Consider the following 17,822-nt stretch of genomic DNA (forward strand, 5'->3'; position numbering starts at 1 on the left):
CTATTATGCTGTCATTGGTTAGTGTTATCTATACACTCGCTTTCAAGTCGTTGCTGAGTCCATAAATACAACAGATCCAATGCAATGGTCGCGCCAGCTAAAGCGGTCACATCACTGTGATCATACGGTGGCGATACCTCCACTACATCCATACCCACTAAGTTAATTCCTTGCAGGTTGCGTAAAATTTTAAGCACTTTATCCGAACTCATGCCGCCGCATACTGGTGTGCCGGTTCCTGGCGCAAAGGCCGGATCTAGGCAATCAATATCGAAGGTTAAATACACAGGTTTATCCCCGACGATGGCTTTCACTTGTTCGACGATGTGCGCCGCAGTCAGATCATTGGCTTGCATCGCATTAATCACATTAAAGCCGTGATCTTGCTGTTTGTACTCGGTGCGGATCCCAATTTGCACTGAATGTTCACGCGAGATCAGCCCTTCGTTCGGCGCATGGTAAAACATGGTGCCGTGATCATAACGGCTGCCATTACTGTATGTGTCGGTATGGGCATCAAAATGAATTAACGCCATTTCACCGTATTTTTTCGCATGCGCGCGCAGCAGCGGTAGGGTGATGAAGTGATCACCACCTAAGCTTAATAACGTTTTTCCACTGTTAATGATCTCGCTTGCTGCGGCTTGTAGGCGTTGGGTTAAATCCTCCGCATCGCCGCAATCAAATACCAAATCGCCCGCATCGACCACTTTGGTGTGTTTGATTAGATTAAACTCCCACGGAAATTTTTTGCCTTCCCATGCGAGATTAACCGAGGCGCGACGGATCGCATCTGGCCCCATACGAGCGCCGGCACGACCCGAAGTTGCCATATCAAACGGCACCCCAAGTACCACCACATCCGCATCAGCTTCGACGGGATTTTGCACCATAGGACGACGTAAAAAGCTCATCGAGTTTGAATACAGTGAGTTATCTGGTTTGCTAAACAAATCATTAAATTGACTCATGTTGTTTTCATCCACCGTTATAAATCTTCTAAATAAGTGTAACCAGTTAAGCCTTGCTCGAGCTCTGCCATGATCTTGTCTTGCTCACTGCCATCCACTCTGCTGGTGACTAATTCGCGATAGTTACGGCGAATATCATCCACATCGATATGCACGTAGCGCAACATATCTTCGACCGTATCACCTTCATTAATCGAGATAATTTCTGGCTCGCCTTTTTCATTGACGTTCACCACCACAGAGTGACTGTCACCAAACAAGTTGTGCATGTCGCCTAAAATTTCTTGATAGGCGCCAACAAGGAAAAAGCCGATGTGATACGGCGTGTCTTTATTCCAACGTGGCACTGGCAAAGTGGTTTCAATACCTTGACCGTCTACATATTGATCAATCACACCATCTGAATCACACGTAATATCTAGCATCACTGCGCGAGTTTGTTCCACTTGGTTCAAGTTGCTCAGTGGCATCACAGGGAACACCTGATCAATGCCCCATGCATCTGGTAGTGATTGGAACAAAGAGAAATTGACGAAGAATTTATCCGCCAAACGCTCATTTAACGCATCCAAAATTGGACGATGAAAACGGTTGTTATTGTTCAATTGCATGCGTAATTCATAGCAAATTCGCAAACACACTTGCTCTGCCCAAGCGCGATGGTGCAAATTAATCATGCCGGTAGCAAATTGATTATGTGCTTCGGCTAAATCACTTTGAGTGTCGTTGTAAATTTCAATCAAGGCGCGATCATCGGTGCCATGAGACAGAATTTCCCAGTTGCGCCACATGTTATGCAATAGCGTCGGAGCGTCGTTTTCTGGTGCTTCAATATCTTCTGCTTTGTAGCTTTCTGTGCCAATAACATTGGTGATCAATACCGCATGGTGCGCCGTTAATGAACGCCCAGACTCCGAAATAATCGCAGGGGTTGGTTGGCCGTATTGCTCGCAAATATCGCCAATGGTCGAGACGATATTGCGCGCGTATTCGGCCAAGCCGTAGTTCATTGAACTGTGCGATTGGCTACGCGTCCCATCGTAATCCACTGCCAAGCCGCCGCCGACATCCATATAATCTAACGTCGCGCCCAATTCACGCAGCTCACAGTAAAAACGTGCCGCTTCACTTACGCCATTGCGTACATCTCGAATATTGGCCATTTGTGACCCAAGATGGAAATGCACTAACTGCAAGGTGGCTAATTGGTCTTCTGCTTTCAAGCGATTGATCACGGTTAACACTTGGTTTGCCGATAAGCCAAATTTCGATTTTTCGCCACCACTGGATTGCCATTTCCCCGCACCTTGCGAAGCCAAACGAATACGCAAGCCCATGCGCGGTGTGACGCCTAATGATTTCGCTTCAGACAACACCAGATCAAGCTCAGACAGTTTCTCGAGCACGATGAAAACCTTGTGGCCGAGCTTCTCACCAATAAGGGCTAAACGAACGTATTCACGATCTTTATAGCCATTACACACGATCACAGAACTGGCTTGTTGCGCTAATGCCAATACTGCCAATAATTCTGGTTTGCTGCCCGCCTCAAGCCCCAATTGTTTGTGCTCAAGTTCGGCTTGGCTAGCTAAAATCTCATCCACCACTTCTTTTTGTTGGTTCACTTTAATTGGGTAAACCAATAGGTAGCGGTTGTTGTAATTGTATTCTTCGATCGCTTGGTTAAACGCATCACAAACATTATGCACACGTTGATGCAAGATCTGCGGAAAACGAACTAAGGCTGGCAGGGTTAAATTCTGCGCTTCAATCTGCTTTACAATCGCACTTAATGGCACTTGCTGATGCTCACCATCGGCACGAGGAGAAACCGTCATTTCACCTGCATCATTAATGCCATAGAAGCCTTGGCTCCAGTGACGCACATTGTAGTTAGCTCGGATTTGCTCTAAGTTCAAAGATTTTTCCACATCGGTATCTCGCTATAAGTAATTGAAACGGATTTTCATGTTAATCAACAACCTAACGCGTTAGTCCAACGTTTGGTTGCGATCGAATTCACGCGCATTAACGTATATATATGAGATGGAGTCCAATGAGAAAATTTTGTGGTTAGCACAAGAGAATTAGATTAATGGTGAGGAACGGTAGTGGCTTATTTGAATATTGAGTGGTGAGCCCTTCGGCGATCAACCGCACATCCCTGTGCACAAGAAGCCTCACCAAGTATCCATGATTGTTGTATCAAATAGAGCACTTCCACCAAGCAAAATTTAGGAAGGGTTGGGGTGTTTCTGCCCAATTCCTAGTTAGGATTAGAATTTATCTCAATACATTAAGTATCCTTTTGAACGGTAAATCGATTCTCTGTCTCGCTCTGTGTGTATATACAGTTATAATTCAATTTTGTGAGTATTAAGCAGTTTTGCGTGAAAGCGAGAACTTATGTTTAGATGTGACTAATCAGACTCAATTTTAAGTAATTGTTAATTAACAATAATATATAAACATTGAAAGTTCACACCTGTCACAACTGGCTCGCTAAACCCAGTTCTCGCTTTCTCCATCGCATAAAATCGGCTAAATGCTTTTAAAAAACCGTTATTAGAGTATCTTATGGCAATAAATGAAGTGATTAGCAGCGATCGTGTGTAAAATCTATTCGGGTTTATCTGAATTTCTTGCTAATACACTGTTAGTTTACCAATATAATTCGGAGTCATAATGACGAGAGTATCTAAGCTTTCTACTGATGTGAAAAAACAACATACGGTTCCTAGATTTTTATTGAATAATTTTGGGAGCGAAACAAAAGGCAAAAGAAAGCAGTTATTTACCTTTGATAAACAAAATGAGAAAAGTTACCCACAATCAGTAAATGATGCATCAACTAGAAATACGTTTTATAACCTTAGCGAGCATCCTGATAAGGCGAGTTTAGAACCTATTTTAGGCATTTATGAAACTAAAGCGGCCCCAATAATAGATAAAATTGTTTCTGACAGAAACATAAGTCAACTTACTGAAGATGAAAAAATTATATTAGCGACATTTACTGCTGTTCAAAGGGCGAGGTCATTTGGGGAATTAAAAAAAATAAATCATTCAATAAAAGCTATAGCATCAAAATTAGAAAATATAGGAGCAACAAAATCTCAAGTAGAGGAACAATTAGGGAATGAAGATTCAGCCGAAAGAAAAAACTTATTTTTACAAATGATCTTAGATCAAACTGATGTAATTACTCATTTGATGAATAAAGACTGGATTCTCTACGAAACTGATAAAGAAAACCCTTACTATATTTCAGACAATCCCGTTACGCTTTATAACGATATAGATATGAGCCCCTATGGAAACTTGGGTTTTGCACTTAAAGGAATTCAAGTCCATTTACCAATTTCTACTACTTTAACTTTAGCATTTACTTGTCCATCTATCTCTGAAAAAGCTTTAAAAGCAAAACAACAAGCTGAGCAAATTATAGCTATGCAAAATGTATTTTCTACTAAATTTGAAATACTAACCGGCGTTATAGATTATGGTAAGGCCTATGAAAATGGAACTCCTAAGAAGCAAACTCCTGATAATGCACGTTTTCTTAATAGCCTCCAAGTTCAGTTTTCAGAGCAGTATATTTATTGTGAAAAAAATACATTTTCTCTGGCAAAAGAAATGATTTCAGATGATACCCGATATAAATCAGGTCTGAGGGCTAAGGTAAACTAACAAGTTGCTCAAGCAGGACAAAATACAGTTGGTTTTTTGCTCGTGCCTCGCTTATTTTAACCAACTATATTTTGCCTCTTAGCAAGGCGTTACTTCTTCCGTACATCAACTAATCCGTAATTTACTACATAAGTAAAACCTGTAACTCGGAAATGTCCAAAAGTAAGTCTAGGTTAATATTTGAATGTGTAAGTCCAAAACTTCAAAAAAAATGAGCTCAACTGAGCTCATTTTTATTCAATCAAACATCTCTATCTAATCGTCATTACTTCACTTTTTCACCCAAGTGTAACCAAGTTTCGAGTACGGTATCAGGGTTTAATGATACCGAATCAATGCCTTGTTCCATTAACCATTGAGCCAGATCGTCGTGATCTGATGGGCCTTGGCCACAAATTCCCACGTATTTTCCGGCTTTATTGGCCGCTTTTATTGCCATTGCTAACATGGCTTTAACCGCAGGGTTTCGCTCGTCAAACATGTGAGCAATTTCGCCAGAATCTCGATCCAGCCCTAGGGTTAATTGGGTCATGTCGTTAGAACCAATCGAGAAGCCATCAAAGTATTTTAAGAAGTCTTCTGCCAAAATCGCATTCGATGGCAGCTCGCACATCATGATCACTTTTAAGCCATCTTCACCGCGTTTAAGATCAAACTTAGCAAGAAGGTCAATCACGCCAGCGGCTTCGTTAGTGGTGCGCACAAATGGGATCATGATTTCGACGTTCTTTAAGCCCATTTTATTGCGAACTCGTTTCATCGCTTCACATTCCAACGCAAAACAATCTTGGAATTTAGGTGAGATATAACGCGAAGCACCACGGAATCCTAGCATTGGGTTTTCTTCGGTTGGCTCGTAATTGATGCCGCCGACGAGGTTACGGTACTCATTCGATTTAAAATCCGACATCCGCACAATCACACGTTTTGGCCAGAAAGCCGCTGCCAGTGTGGAAATCCCTTCGGTTAATTTTTCAATATAGAATTCAACTGGATTCGCGTAACCGACAATACGTTGATCAATTTCTGCTTTCAGTTCATCCGATTGCTGGGCGTAATTTAGCAACGCTTTAGGGTGAATGCCGATCATTTTATTAATGATGAATTCTAAACGCGCTAAACCAACACCTTCATTGGGAATACAAGCAAAGTCGAATGCACGATCGGGGTTGCCGACATTCATCATCACTTTTAACGGTAAATCGGGCAGGTCGGTGACAGAAGATCGCTTGATTTCAAAGTCCAATTCGCCTTCATACACAAACCCTGTTTCGCCTTGTGAACACGATACAGTCACACGCTGACCATCTTTGAGTTTGCTGGTGGCATCCCCACAACCGACCACCGCAGGAATGCCGAGCTCACGCGCAATGATGGCGGCGTGGCAAGTACGTCCACCACGGTTGGTCACAATCGCCGCGGCTTTTTTCATTACCGGTTCCCAATCTGGATCGGTCATGTCGGCCACTAATACATCGCCCACTTGCACTTGATCCATTTCATCTAGGCTTTTCACTACTCGAACCACACCGGCGCCAATACGCTGGCCAATCGCGCGGCCTTCGATAATGGTTTGGCTGGCGGCTTGATCGTCTAATTGGAAGCGCTCCATGACTTGTTGATCATCACGCGAGCGCACCGTTTCAGGGCGAGCTTGAACAATCAACAATTCACCAGTAATGCCATCTTTTGCCCACTCAATATCCATTGGGCGGCCGTAATGTTTTTCAATGATCAGCGCTTGTTTGGCTAATTCTTGAATTTCATCATCGTTTAGAGAGTATTGGCGACGTTCTTCATCGGTGGTGTCGATAATTTCGACTTGAGTGCCGATCTCTTTGCCATCGGCGTAGATCATTTTAATTTGTTTGGAGCCAAAGGTTCGGCGCACTACCGCTGGGTTTCCGGCTTGTAGGGTTGGCTTGTGGACATAAAATTCATCAGGGTTAACCGCGCCTTGCACCACCATTTCGCCCAAGCCCCAAGAGGAAGTAATGAAGACCACTTGGTCAAAGCCCGATTCGGTATCAAGAGTGAACATGACGCCAGAAGAGGCTTTGTCAGAACGCACCATGCGCTGAATCCCCGCAGACAATGCCACGCCTTTATGATCAAAGCCTTGGTGAACGCGATAGGAGATAGCGCGATCGTTAAATAATGAAGCAAAGACATGTTTGGCGGCTTCGATAACGGCGTCAATGCCACGCACGTTTAAAAAGGTTTCTTGTTGGCCTGCAAACGAGGCATCGGGCAGATCTTCTGCGGTTGCTGAGGAGCGAACCGCAACAGAAAGCATATCGTCGCCATTACCCAGTTGTTTATAAAATTCGCGGATCCCGTTTTCTAGATCGGCAGGGAAGGGAGCATCAAGGACCCATTGGCGGATCGTGCTGCCTGCTTTTTTAAGAGCGTTCACATCATCAACATCGAGCTCATCAAGTAGCTGATAGATTCGATCATTTAGTTGGTTAGCGTCTAAAAATTGGTTAAAGGCAAAAGCCGTTGTTGCGTACCCATTTGGTACTTTTACGCCAGCATTTGAAAGATTTGCGACCATTTCGCCTAAAGACGCGTTCTTTCCCCCGACTTTATCAACATCATTAATTGATAAAGCATCATACCAAACCACATTTTTATCCACGGGCAACTCTCCTGTATTTCTCATCATAAATTTAAGTTAATCAATGTGGGATCATTCACATTGTTTTGCTAAAAATCAGTTTATGGTCAATGTGCCGATCTATATTCAGTGGTGGCAAGCTGTAAAAAAAAACGTGTGAAATTTTGGTTGTGTTTTTTTACACCTCGATCACACTGATAACCTGACAGGGACTTACCGAGGATTCAACTTCTTATGCAGAGCAAAACAAATTTTCGTGATGTATTTTACGTTTCTGATGGAACCGCCATTACATCGGAAACATTAGGCCATGCGGTTTTAGGTCAGTTTCCGATTGAAGTTTCGCAAGTAACTTTGCCATTTGTTGAGACGGTTGAACGCGCGCAATATGTGAAAAATCAGATTAATCAAAAGTTTATCGAGACGGGTGAAAAGCCATTAGTGTTTTTCTCGATCGTATTGCCGGAAATTAAAGCCATTATTGCTCAAGCTAACGCCAATTTGTATGATGTTTTGAGTGTGTTAGTGGAACCATTAACGCGTGATTTACAGCTAGAGCCTGCGCCTAAATTACATCGATCTCACAGTATAAATAAAGATTCCGACAGTTATCAAAAACGAATTGCCGCGATTGAATACACGTTAGCGCACGATGATGGGGTATCGCTTAACAATCTTGAACAAGCGGATATCATTCTATTGGGCGTGTCGCGTTGTGGTAAAACGCCTACTTGCTTATACCTTGCGATGCAGTTTGGAGTGCGGGCGGTGAACTACCCGTTTATTGAAGATGACATGGCGAGACTAAAGTTGCCAAAAGAGATAGAACCCTACCGTTTCAAAACATTTGGCCTCACGATCGACACTGAACGCTTAATGGCGATCCGGCATGAACGTTATGCGAATAGCGAATATTCAAGCGAAAATCAATGTGGAAAAGAGCTCAACAAAGTCGAAAGTTTGTTCCGCCGCGAAGCGATCCCATACTTAAATACCACCACATTATCGGTGGAAGAAATTTCAACGCGCTTAATGGAAGTCAGTGGTTTGAAGCGAACACTGTGGTAAAAAATGGTGTGATAAAGTTAATTAAGAACAAAAATTAAGCGCCGTGATAATACCTACTCCATAAATTTAATGCTCGTTCAAAATTGAGTACAGAGAAAAGTGTCAAAGGCTATGGATGGCCTTTTCTCAAGCACACAAGGATGGATCAGCGTCTTTGCGGCGTATTCAAATTGATCAAATATTAAATGGAATTGGTATAACACAGAGAAGGCAAAAGAAAAGTCCGTCATTAAATAAAATAATGACGGACTTTTTAGTTTATATTAAGGCAGTTATTCGTTATCTAACAACCCATCGATCTTGGTGCTATGAATACGTGAGCTTTTAAACATCGCTTTATTGCCGGTATCGGTTTCCGACCAAAAGTTAATGTTAAATTGAGCATCATCACTCATTTCAACACGGTGCCAATATTGCGGCGGGCTGGTGGCAAAGGTTCCGGCTTTGATCACCACAGTTTGTTCTGGCTCAGTGGCGGCCTCGTCGGCAAACCCGTAGAAGGTCACGGTACCCTGCATTACGCAGATCTGACCAAACACACCTTCGGCAGTATTATGGTGAGTTAATAACGCTTTTGGCACATTATCTTTAGTGAAAAAGTGAGTAGAGCGTTTGATTTTCCAATGACTTGGGATGACTAAGTGACTCATATTTCTCTCCTTAAAAATACCCTTGGTACTTGAAGCTACGTATCTGCGCTCAAGACTGTGAGTATGTCGTTATAAATAATGACTTTGGTTGAGTTTCAATTTCAATTTTAATTTTTTAAGCCTAGGCGCTTGGCTAAACGATGCAAGTTTCCACTGTCGATTTGCAGATCTCGAGCGGTGGCAGCCCAGTTTTGTTGGTTATTATTGAGTGCGGTAGTGATAATTTGAGTTTGAAAATCTTCGGTAGCTTGTTTGAGCCCAGCTTGAGGATCAATATTTGGCGCAAGATCTAACGTCTGCGGCAATAAATTTTCGTTAGCGGCAGTTTGATGGCTTGATGATTGTGGCTTAGACGAAGCCGCTTGGGTTAATTCAAAATGATGCGGCTGCAGGATCACATGGCTCGATGGCATATTCTCTTTGCGGCTAAAGATTTCAGTTCTGGCTAAAACGGCTGCGCGATGAATTGAATGCTCTAACTGGCGCACGTTGCCCGGCCAAGGGTATTGGCGCAGTAAATTTAACGCGGCTGGTGAAATGCTTAAATGATTAAGATTTAGTTTGTTTTTGCACTTTTCGATAAAGAAACCACTGAGCAAAGTGGTATCACCTTCACGCTCGCGTAAGGCAGGAACATGGATCGGGAACACACTCAATCTGTGGTATAAATCGGCGCGAAATTGCCCAGTCACCACATCTTGATGCAAATCGCGATTGGTCGCCGCCACAATGCGGGTATTCACTTTTAATACGCTGTCATCACCGACGCGTTGTAAGTCGCCATATTGCAGCACTCGTAACAATTTTGATTGCAGCCCTAATGGCAATTCGCCGACTTCATCTAAAAATAGTGTCCCGTTATCGGCCAGTTCAAATTTGCCTTTTCGGTGGCTGATCGCGCCAGTAAAGGCTCCTTTGACATGACCAAATAATTCACTTTCTGCCACCGACTCTGGTAGCGCAGCGCAGTTTAGATATACCAAAGTTTGTTTAGCGCGGTTTGATTGAGCGTGGATAGAGGCGGCAACCAGCTCTTTACCTACGCCCGTTTCCCCCATCACTAAGACAGAAAGATCAGTATTGGCGACTGCTTGGATCTGCATGCGTAAATCCATCATCGCGCCAGATTGACCAATCATTTCTTCATCCAATTTTATGTCTTTGGTGACTTGCGGGCTATTGGCGCTGACATTGACGACTTGTAACTCTAATTGTTTCATTAACAGGGATGTATGCAAACTGGCAGCGGCCAATGCACTAATGGTTCTTAAATCTCGGTCGCTAAATTGGTCAAATTGGTGAGCATCAAACCCATCGATGGTTAACGCGCCAATTAAATTGCCATGGGCGATCAGGGGTAAGCCGACACAAGCATGTACATGCAGTTTATCGCCTTTATTGGGAATTAACCCATCGTAAGGATCGGCAATATCACTGTCGGCCGGAAAGCGCACCACATCCCCCGCGCGAGCAATGGCTTCAAGACGCGGGTGCTCATTGATATTAAACCGGCGTCCCATCACTTCTTCATACAAACCATCAATGGCCAGTGGCACAAATTGCTGATCGCGATAAGCCAATAACGCTGCTGCATCGCACTTTAATAAATTACGCAGCACTTCCAACAGACGGTCAAATCTATCTTGATTGGAGATCCCTAGAGTCAGATCTAATGCTAATTGAGTAATTTGAGTGTGAAATTGCTGCATGTTGTTTACCTAAGTCGCCGTCATTTTAGAGTGGTCATATTGAGAGCGTTCACACTAGCTGAAGCGTGGATATATACTGTCAATGTGACATTGTGCTGTCACATTGATACTACTCGGGTTTTGTCAAAATGACATACTACTAAAGAGTAAAAAACGTAACTCATTGAATATTAAAGATCTAAAAAGTTGGCACGCTAACTGCAATATACAGGGCAGAGAGTTAATTAATTTTAGTATTGATGCCTAAATTGATAAGGCGGCAATACAGTTTAGTATTTTATTCAGGAGTCTTTATGTCTATTCATGTTAAAAACAATATCCACTGGGTTGGTCAGCGCGATTGGGAAGTACAAAACTTCCATGGTACAGAATACAAAATCACCCGTGGTACCAGTTATAACAGCTACCTTATTCGTGAAGAAAAAACCGTTCTTATTGATACAGTAGATCATCGCTTCAGCCAGCAGTTTATCCAAAACTTAGAAATGGAAATTGATCTCAATGAGATTGATTACATTGTTATCAACCATGCTGAAGAAGATCATGCCGGTGCGTTAGGTGCATTATTAGCTAAAATTCCCAACACGCCAATTTACTGTACCGAAAACGCGGTGGATTCTATTACCGGTCATCACCATCAGCCAGATTGGAACTTCAATGTGGTGAGAACTGGCGACAGCATCGATTTGGGTAACGGTAAAGCATTAGTGTTTGTTGAATCTCCAATGTTGCATTGGCCAGACAGCATGATGACTTACATGACAGGCGACGCAGTATTGTTTAGTAACGATGCATTTGGTCAACACTACTGTGACGAGCACTTGTTTAACGATGAAGTTGATCAAGTGGAATTATACGAGCAATGCCTACGTTACTACGCCAATATTTTAACCCCGTTTAGCGCCTTGGTGACGGCTAAAATTAAAGAAGTATTAAGCCTTGAGTTGCCAGTGGATATGATTGCCACCGCGCACGGTATTGTTTGGCGTGATAACCCAACTCAAATTATTCATCAATATCTTGAGTGGGCGGATAATTACCAAGAAGATCGTATTACCTTATTCTACGATTCAATGTCTAACAACACGCGTATGATGGCCGATGGTATTGCACAAGGTATTCACGATATTGACCCGAACGTGGCAGTAAAAGTGTTTAACGTGTCGCTTCATGACAAAAATGAGATCCTCTCTAGCGTATTCCGCTCAAAAGGTATCTTAGTGGGATCTTCAACCATGAATAATGTGATGATGCCAAAAGTGGCGGGCATGTTAGAAGAAATTACCGGTATGCGCTTTAAGAATAAAAAAGCGGCGGCATTTGGTAGTTACGGTTGGAATGGTGGCGCGGTAGACCGTATCCACACTCGCTTAATGGATTGTGGTTTTGAAACGGCGATCAGCAAGAAAACTAAGTGGCGTCCAGATGGGAAAGCGATGCAAGAATGTCGTGAATATGGTCGTCAGATCGCGCGTGAATGGGCACTGTATGAGTTATCCAACACCATTTCTCCAATTGTTAAGCAAACCACAGGTGTTCCGGTATCAAAAGCGGTACCGAATGAAGTGAAGCAAGCAGCCAATGCGCCAGTAACGGGTATTGCGATCCCTGCTGCAAGCGTTGAAATTGAAGCGCCAAAGACAACAGAACAAACAAGTAATGATGCAAATGATCAAGCAATGCTGTGTACCGTGTGCCAATGGGTTTATGAGCCTGAACTCGGCGAACCAAATCAAGGGGTAGAGCCAGGAACCGCTTGGGCTGAAGTGCCAGAATATTTCTTATGCCCAGATTGCGGTATTGGTAAAGAAGTGTTTGAACCTTGTGCTAGCAAGCTAGGTAAAAACAACGGCTCACAGGTGGCTTAATGAGTAATCCAATTATGATCATAGGCAGTGGTTTTGCTGCCTATCAATTAGTGAAAACGCTACGTCGCACCGACACTGATACGCCGATCACAGTGATCACAGCCGATGATGGCCATGATTATAACAAGCCCGATCTGAGCCATGTATTTTCTAAAAATCAAGATGCTGCCGCCCTTATTCGTCAAACGGCAGAGGTGTTTGCACAAGAAAATGGCGTGACTATTATGACTGACACGCGCATCAAAGCGATTGATAGCCAAGCACAAACCGTGACATGTCAAAACGATCAGGTCATGGGTTATGCAAAATTAGTGTTGGCGACAGGCGCGTCTGCTTTTGTGCCACCGATGACAGGATCAGCGGTTGAACACATAGTGACGTTAAATAGTCGGGTTGAATTTCAAGCCGCACAGCAAGAGCTAAGCCAAGCCGAACATGTCTTGATCATTGGCGCGGGTTTAATTGGGACTGAGCTGGCGATGGATTTAGCGTCTGCGGGCAAAACGGTATCATTGGTCGATCCCTGCGATAGCGTGATGGCCACCTTATTACCGGATGTCGTATCTGCGCCACTGCAAAAGCAATTGCGTAAACGTGGGGTCAAACTGCAGTTAAGCAATAGTGTGCAAAATTTAGATAAAACCGAATTTGGCATTGAAGTGACGCTGGAGTCTGGCGAGCAATTTTTAGTTGATAGCGTGATCTCAGCGGCGGGCCTAAAGCCGAATGTACAATTGGCTCAGCAAGCTGGGTTAGAAGTGGGCAAAGGTATTGTGGTCGACCGTCAATTACAAACCTCACAGCCTAATATTTATGCGATTGGTGATTGTGCGCAAATTGAAAACAAGGTGTTGTCTTACCTGCAACCGACCTTATTAAGCGCCAATGTATTGGCCAAAGGCTTGCTCAATGCCGATCAAGAAAATGCCGCACTCAAATTGGCGTCGATGTTGGTGAAAGTGAAAACGCCGGATCTGCCAATCCAATTAAGCGGTCACACTGGTGAGAGTGTTTATCGTTGGCAAGTAGAACTCGATGGCGACGGTATTACTGCCAAAGCGTTTAATGTTGATGATGCCTTAGTGGGCTTTGTGGTCACGCAAAATCACATGAAAAACGCCTTCCCAATGCTAAGAGAATTACCCGCTTTGTTGTAAACAGAGCAGAGCGAATAGCAATAATTGAAGTTGCCGCAGAGTCATTTTTATACTGATGGTAACAACAAAGTGTCAGCTTCAATTAAGCTAAAAGCGGAAAGGATAAAATCAAGGAGAGCCGAATGAGCATGCAAATTCTAAATCGTTATGTTGACCAAGTAAGTCAAAAAATTACCGTTTATGTCAGCCAACTCGGTCAATGCAAAAACAGTGAATGTGAGTTAGAAACCGCGCAGCAATGCCAGCGGGAATTGGCGTGTGAGAATTGCCAGAGGCATCGTTCGGGATCTTCTCGTTAAATGATGCCAAATGTGGCGACATTGTTAAATCAATCAAACGGCATAGGAGAATATCCTGTGCCGTTTTTGATCTTTTTCTGTCAAAACTGCCTATTCGTAACCACTTTTTTGCTTTGAGGGGTATAATCGCGTTTTAGCTTAAAATGAACTCGCCATGCTTGATTTTATACTGCACTTCAAACCCGATATTCTTAGTGATTCTCAATTTTATTTTCTGATCTTATTAAGTGGCATGACTTCGATGCTCAATACCATTATTGGTGTTGGTGGTGGCGCGACGCTGATTGCTTTTATGATCACCATGATCCCAGCACAAGCGGTTATTCCGGTGCATGCGGTGGTGCAACTGGGTTCTAATGCCGGCCGTGCATTTTTGATGCGCAAGTACATCGAAAGGAAATTTCTCGGCTGGTACTTTGTTGGTGCAGTGATTGGCGCGATTATTGGTGGTCAACTGGCCCTGAATTTACCGACCCGTTATTTAGAGCTTATTCTGGCGGTGTTTATTTTGATCAGCAGCTGGGTGCCAATCAATTTAAGCTTGAAAGGCACGAAAGGTTTAGTAGGGATTGGCTTTCTGACGACTTTCCTTAGCATGTTTGTTGGCGCTACCGGACCATTATTGATCGCCACGGTGAAAAACTTATTGCCCGATCGCCGTCAACTGGGCGCGACTATGGCTTGCTTTATGTCAATGCAACACACCATTAAAGTGGTGGTGTTTGCTTTCTTAGGTTTTGCATTTAAAGATTGGATCGGGGTGATCGCCTTGATGATCGCCTGTGGTTTTGTGGGCACTTATATTGGCAAACGTATTTTATATAAAGTGTCGAACCAACATTTTCATACCATTCTTAAAGTGGCGTTAACCTTTATTGCGCTGCGTTTGATTGTCGGATTCTTTACTGGTAGTCATTAATAGCAGATACATTTCTTCGTTATTACGGCTGGTGTTGAAATAATTTCAATTATCCACTTAAAGTAAAACCGCAATAAAATGGGCTGTGACCGATTTCTTAGGAGAAAAGTCATTGCTCATTTTTTATTTATCTTCTGATGATGGTCATAGAGTATGTTTAAGGACACCTGCGCATAGACTGCGAAATTGATAACGGTGTGGTGACCAAAGCTTGGTCGTCAGGCACCATGTGGCGCGGAATGGAAAACATTTTACAAGGCACTAGCCCAATTGATGCGTGGACCATTACTCAACGAATTTGTGGCGTTTGTACCACGATTCATGCACTTTCTTCAGTAAAAGCGGTGGAAAATGCGCTCGATTTAGACGTGCCATTAAACGCCCAATATATTCGTAATATCATTCAAGCGGCGCACGGTATTCAAGATCACGTTGTGCACTTTTATCAATTATCGGCGCTTGATTGGGTGGATATTACCTCGGCCTTAAAAGCGGATCCGGCCAAAGCGGCGGCATTGGCAAATTCAGTGTCGTTATGGGAAGGCAATTCTGTGGCTGAATTTACCAAAGTGAAAGGTAAAATTTAGGGGTTAGTCGACAGTGGTCAATTGGGCATTTTTGCCAATGGTTACTGGGAACATCCTAAAATGCAGCTGCCACCAGAAGTAAACTTGATTTGCTTTGCCCACTATTTACAAGCGTTAGAGTGTCAGCGTGACGCGACTCGCGTGGTGGCCCTGCTGGGAGGAAAAAGCCCGCACATTCAAAACCTAGCGGTGGGCGGCGTTGCAAACCCTATCAACCTTGATGGGATTGAAGTGCTTAATATCGAACGTTTAGATTTTCTAAAAAGCTTTATCGATCGCTTAGAAGGCTTTATTGAAAACGTCTACAAACCGGATGCGGTGCTACTGGCTTGCTACTATCCTGATGCGTTTAAAACTGGCGGAGGGGTAAAAAATTACATCTCAGTGCCTAACTTCCCTGTGGATGAAAAAAGCACCGAATTTGTGATGGAAGGCGGCTTTATAAAAGATGGCGATCTTGCTACTTTCCGTCCGATCACCAGCTACACCGACGACTGGTTGATCAAAGGCATTACTGAATCAACCAAACACTCATGGTATGACGATGAAGGTAAACTGCACCCGTGGGAAGGGCAAACCGAACCTAATTACACTGGTTGGGATGCCGACGATAAATACAGTTGGGTGAAGTCTCCGGCGTTTTATGGCGAAGCGGTGCAGTTAGGGCCACTGGCGAACATGATGTGTATGATCACCGCCGGAAACCAAGACTGCCAACGTCATTTCGATGATATTACTCGCATTATCAATGATGTCAGCCATCGTCAATATGGTTTAGAAGATATGCACTCTACTATGGGGCGTGTGATCGCGCGTGCGGTCCGTTGTGGCATGTTGCACGAAGTGGTGACTGATCAATTTAATCGCTTGATCGCCAATATCAAAAAAGGCGACACCAGCACGTATAACAAACCGGATATGCCTGATACTGAAATTAAAGGTGTCGGTTTTCTGGAAGCGCCGCGCGGCATGTTGTCGCATTGGGTGGTGATTGAAGAAGGCAAAATCAAGAACTACCAAGCGGTGGTGCCATCGACTTGGAACGCCGGTCCGCGTAATGAAGACTGTGTCCCTGGGCCTTACGAGCAAGCTTTGGTTGGGTTACCCGTTGCCGATTTAGACAAACCATTGGAAGTGCTGCGCGTTATTCACTCATTTGATCCTTGCATGTCTTGTGCGATCCATTTGTTTGATACCGAAGGCCTGCCAGTTAATGTGATTAAGGTTCTGTAATGGCGGCATTATTATTAGGGGTGGGCAATTTACTGCTCACCGATGAAGCGATTGGCGTGGAAGTGATCCGCGCCTTTGAGCAACACTATCACACCCCCGATGCGCTAGAAGTGGTGGATGGTGGCACTGCGGGCATGGAGTTGCTGGATTTTTTAATCGATAAAGACGTGGTGATCATTGTTGATGCGGTTAAGCATAAAGCGGTGCCTGGCACGGTGATATTGCTTGAAGATGACGCCATTCCAGCTTTATTTACGCAGAAGATCTCGCCTCATCAATTGGGATTAGGGGATCTGTTATCGTCGCTGATTATGCTCGATCGTTACCCGAAGAAATTGTACTTGGTTGGCGCGATCCCACAATCTATCGAGCCGCATATTGGCATGACAGAGACCTTGCTTGGCAAAGTGGATCCGATGCTCGCTCATGTGGTGGACTTACTGACTCAGCATGGTTTTGATCTGCAAAAAAAAGCGCAGATAGACGATAAGTCATCATCATGTGTATAGGTATTCCTAGCCAAGTGGTTGCATTAGGCAATGGTACTGCCCGCGTTCGCTGTTTAGACAGTGAGCGCGAAGTTAGCCTGTTATTGATGTCAGATAACGTCGAGTTAGGCGATTATTTGCTGATCCAAGCAGGCGGCTTTGCGGTGGAAGTATGGCCAGAATCTGATGCCTTAGCCACGTTAGCGCTATTAACTGGCTCCGATAATACAGAGAACTCAAATGAATCTATCTCCCGCTGATATTGCTCAAAATAAAGTCGATATTGAAGCTGTGTATCAGCGTATTTTTGCTCAACAGATGCAGTCACTGCCCTTTGTTTCGCCTCATATTGAGATTGAAATGGTGAGCTTGCAGCCGTATCAACTAAAATCAAGCGCACATATACAAAGCGTGCAACTGGATTACCAGCGTATATCGATTGAACCGTGCTTAATTGGGCTGACTCAATCACAAGTGATGCAACGTATTGGTCAGTTGATCAGCTTGTGCCCGGTTTCCCATCAAGTCGCCAGTTTGGCCAGTTTTTCAGTCGCGCAAGCCAC

General features: G+C 43.8%; 13 protein-coding genes and 1 pseudogene. 9 read left to right on the forward strand and 5 right to left on the reverse strand.

The features are described from left to right. Positions 1-11: 11 nt before the first annotated feature. Both speB and speA read right to left on the reverse strand, forming a co-directional pair. Positions 12-971 (reverse strand): agmatinase, encoded by a 960-nt coding sequence (gene speB, locus GFB47_RS12115; RefSeq protein ID WP_153448323.1) that lies wholly within the window; start codon positions 969-971, stop codon positions 12-14. Between the two features lie 17 nt (positions 972-988). Further along, positions 989-2,902, reverse strand: a complete 1,914-nt coding sequence (speA, locus tag GFB47_RS12120; RefSeq protein ID WP_153448324.1) for an arginine decarboxylase — start codon at positions 2,900-2,902, stop codon at positions 989-991. Positions 2,903-3,656: 754 nt separating this feature from the next. Here speA and GFB47_RS12125 point away from each other — a divergent pair. After that, positions 3,657-4,661: a DUF4238 domain-containing protein gene (locus GFB47_RS12125; protein ID WP_153448325.1), complete on the forward strand. Its 1,005-nt coding sequence runs from the start codon at positions 3,657-3,659 to the stop codon at positions 4,659-4,661. Positions 4,662-4,926: 265 nt separating this feature from the next. Here GFB47_RS12125 and ppsA read toward each other — a convergent pair whose 3' ends face one another. Continuing rightward, positions 4,927-7,302 (reverse strand): phosphoenolpyruvate synthase, encoded by a 2,376-nt coding sequence (ppsA, locus tag GFB47_RS12130; RefSeq protein WP_153448326.1) that lies wholly within the window; start codon positions 7,300-7,302, stop codon positions 4,927-4,929. A gap of 213 nt (positions 7,303-7,515) precedes the next feature. Between ppsA and ppsR the strand changes: the two genes are divergently transcribed. Beyond that, positions 7,516-8,349, forward strand: a complete 834-nt coding sequence (ppsR, locus tag GFB47_RS12135) for a posphoenolpyruvate synthetase regulatory kinase/phosphorylase PpsR (RefSeq protein ID WP_153448327.1) — start codon at positions 7,516-7,518, stop codon at positions 8,347-8,349. Between the two features lie 272 nt (positions 8,350-8,621). Here ppsR and GFB47_RS12140 read toward each other — a convergent pair whose 3' ends face one another. Both GFB47_RS12140 and norR read right to left on the reverse strand, forming a co-directional pair. Further along, positions 8,622-8,999 (reverse strand): DUF1971 domain-containing protein, encoded by a 378-nt coding sequence (locus GFB47_RS12140; RefSeq protein ID WP_153448328.1) that lies wholly within the window; start codon positions 8,997-8,999, stop codon positions 8,622-8,624. A 107-nt stretch (positions 9,000-9,106) separates the two neighbouring features. Beyond that, entirely contained in the window at positions 9,107-10,708 is a 1,602-nt protein-coding gene (gene norR, locus GFB47_RS12145; protein ID WP_153448329.1) for a nitric oxide reductase transcriptional regulator NorR, read from the reverse strand. Positions 10,709-11,001: 293 nt separating this feature from the next. Here norR and norV point away from each other — a divergent pair, with 293 nt between their 5' ends. The 7 genes and pseudogenes from norV (at position 11,002) to GFB47_RS12180 (ending at position 17,519) form a co-directional block, all read left to right on the forward strand. Next, a complete protein-coding gene (gene norV, locus GFB47_RS12150; RefSeq protein ID WP_153448330.1) occupies positions 11,002-12,576 on the forward strand; it encodes an anaerobic nitric oxide reductase flavorubredoxin in 1,575 nt (524 codons plus the stop codon). Next, on the forward strand, positions 12,576-13,733 hold the full coding sequence (gene norW, locus GFB47_RS12155) for an NADH:flavorubredoxin reductase NorW (protein ID WP_153448331.1): 1,158 nt from the start codon (positions 12,576-12,578) through the stop codon (positions 13,731-13,733). Before norV ends, norW begins: the two co-directional genes overlap by 1 nt. Positions 13,734-13,855: 122 nt before the next feature. Continuing rightward, on the forward strand, positions 13,856-14,032 hold the full coding sequence (locus tag GFB47_RS12160) for a hypothetical protein (RefSeq protein ID WP_153448332.1): 177 nt from the start codon (positions 13,856-13,858) through the stop codon (positions 14,030-14,032). A 154-nt stretch (positions 14,033-14,186) separates the two neighbouring features. After that, positions 14,187-14,951 carry a sulfite exporter TauE/SafE family protein gene (locus GFB47_RS12165; RefSeq protein WP_153448333.1) on the forward strand — a complete coding sequence of 255 codons (765 nt, stop codon included), beginning with the start codon at positions 14,187-14,189 and terminating at the stop codon, positions 14,949-14,951. 239 nt (positions 14,952-15,190) lie between these two features. Next, positions 15,191-16,771, forward strand: a pseudogene (locus GFB47_RS12170) (nickel-dependent hydrogenase large subunit). Further along, complete coding sequence (locus GFB47_RS12175; RefSeq protein ID WP_153448334.1) at positions 16,771-17,280, forward strand: HyaD/HybD family hydrogenase maturation endopeptidase; 510 nt, start codon at positions 16,771-16,773, stop codon at positions 17,278-17,280. The pseudogene GFB47_RS12170 and the gene GFB47_RS12175 overlap by 1 nt, the downstream one beginning before the upstream one ends. Next, entirely contained in the window at positions 17,271-17,519 is a 249-nt protein-coding gene (locus tag GFB47_RS12180) for a HypC/HybG/HupF family hydrogenase formation chaperone (protein WP_153448335.1), read from the forward strand. Before GFB47_RS12175 ends, GFB47_RS12180 begins: the two co-directional genes overlap by 10 nt. Positions 17,520-17,822: the final 303 nt, after the last annotated feature.

The sequence above is a fragment of the Vibrio algicola genome (assembly GCF_009601765.2).
In the GTDB taxonomy this organism is placed as follows: Bacteria; Pseudomonadota; Gammaproteobacteria; order Enterobacterales; family Vibrionaceae; genus Vibrio; species Vibrio algicola.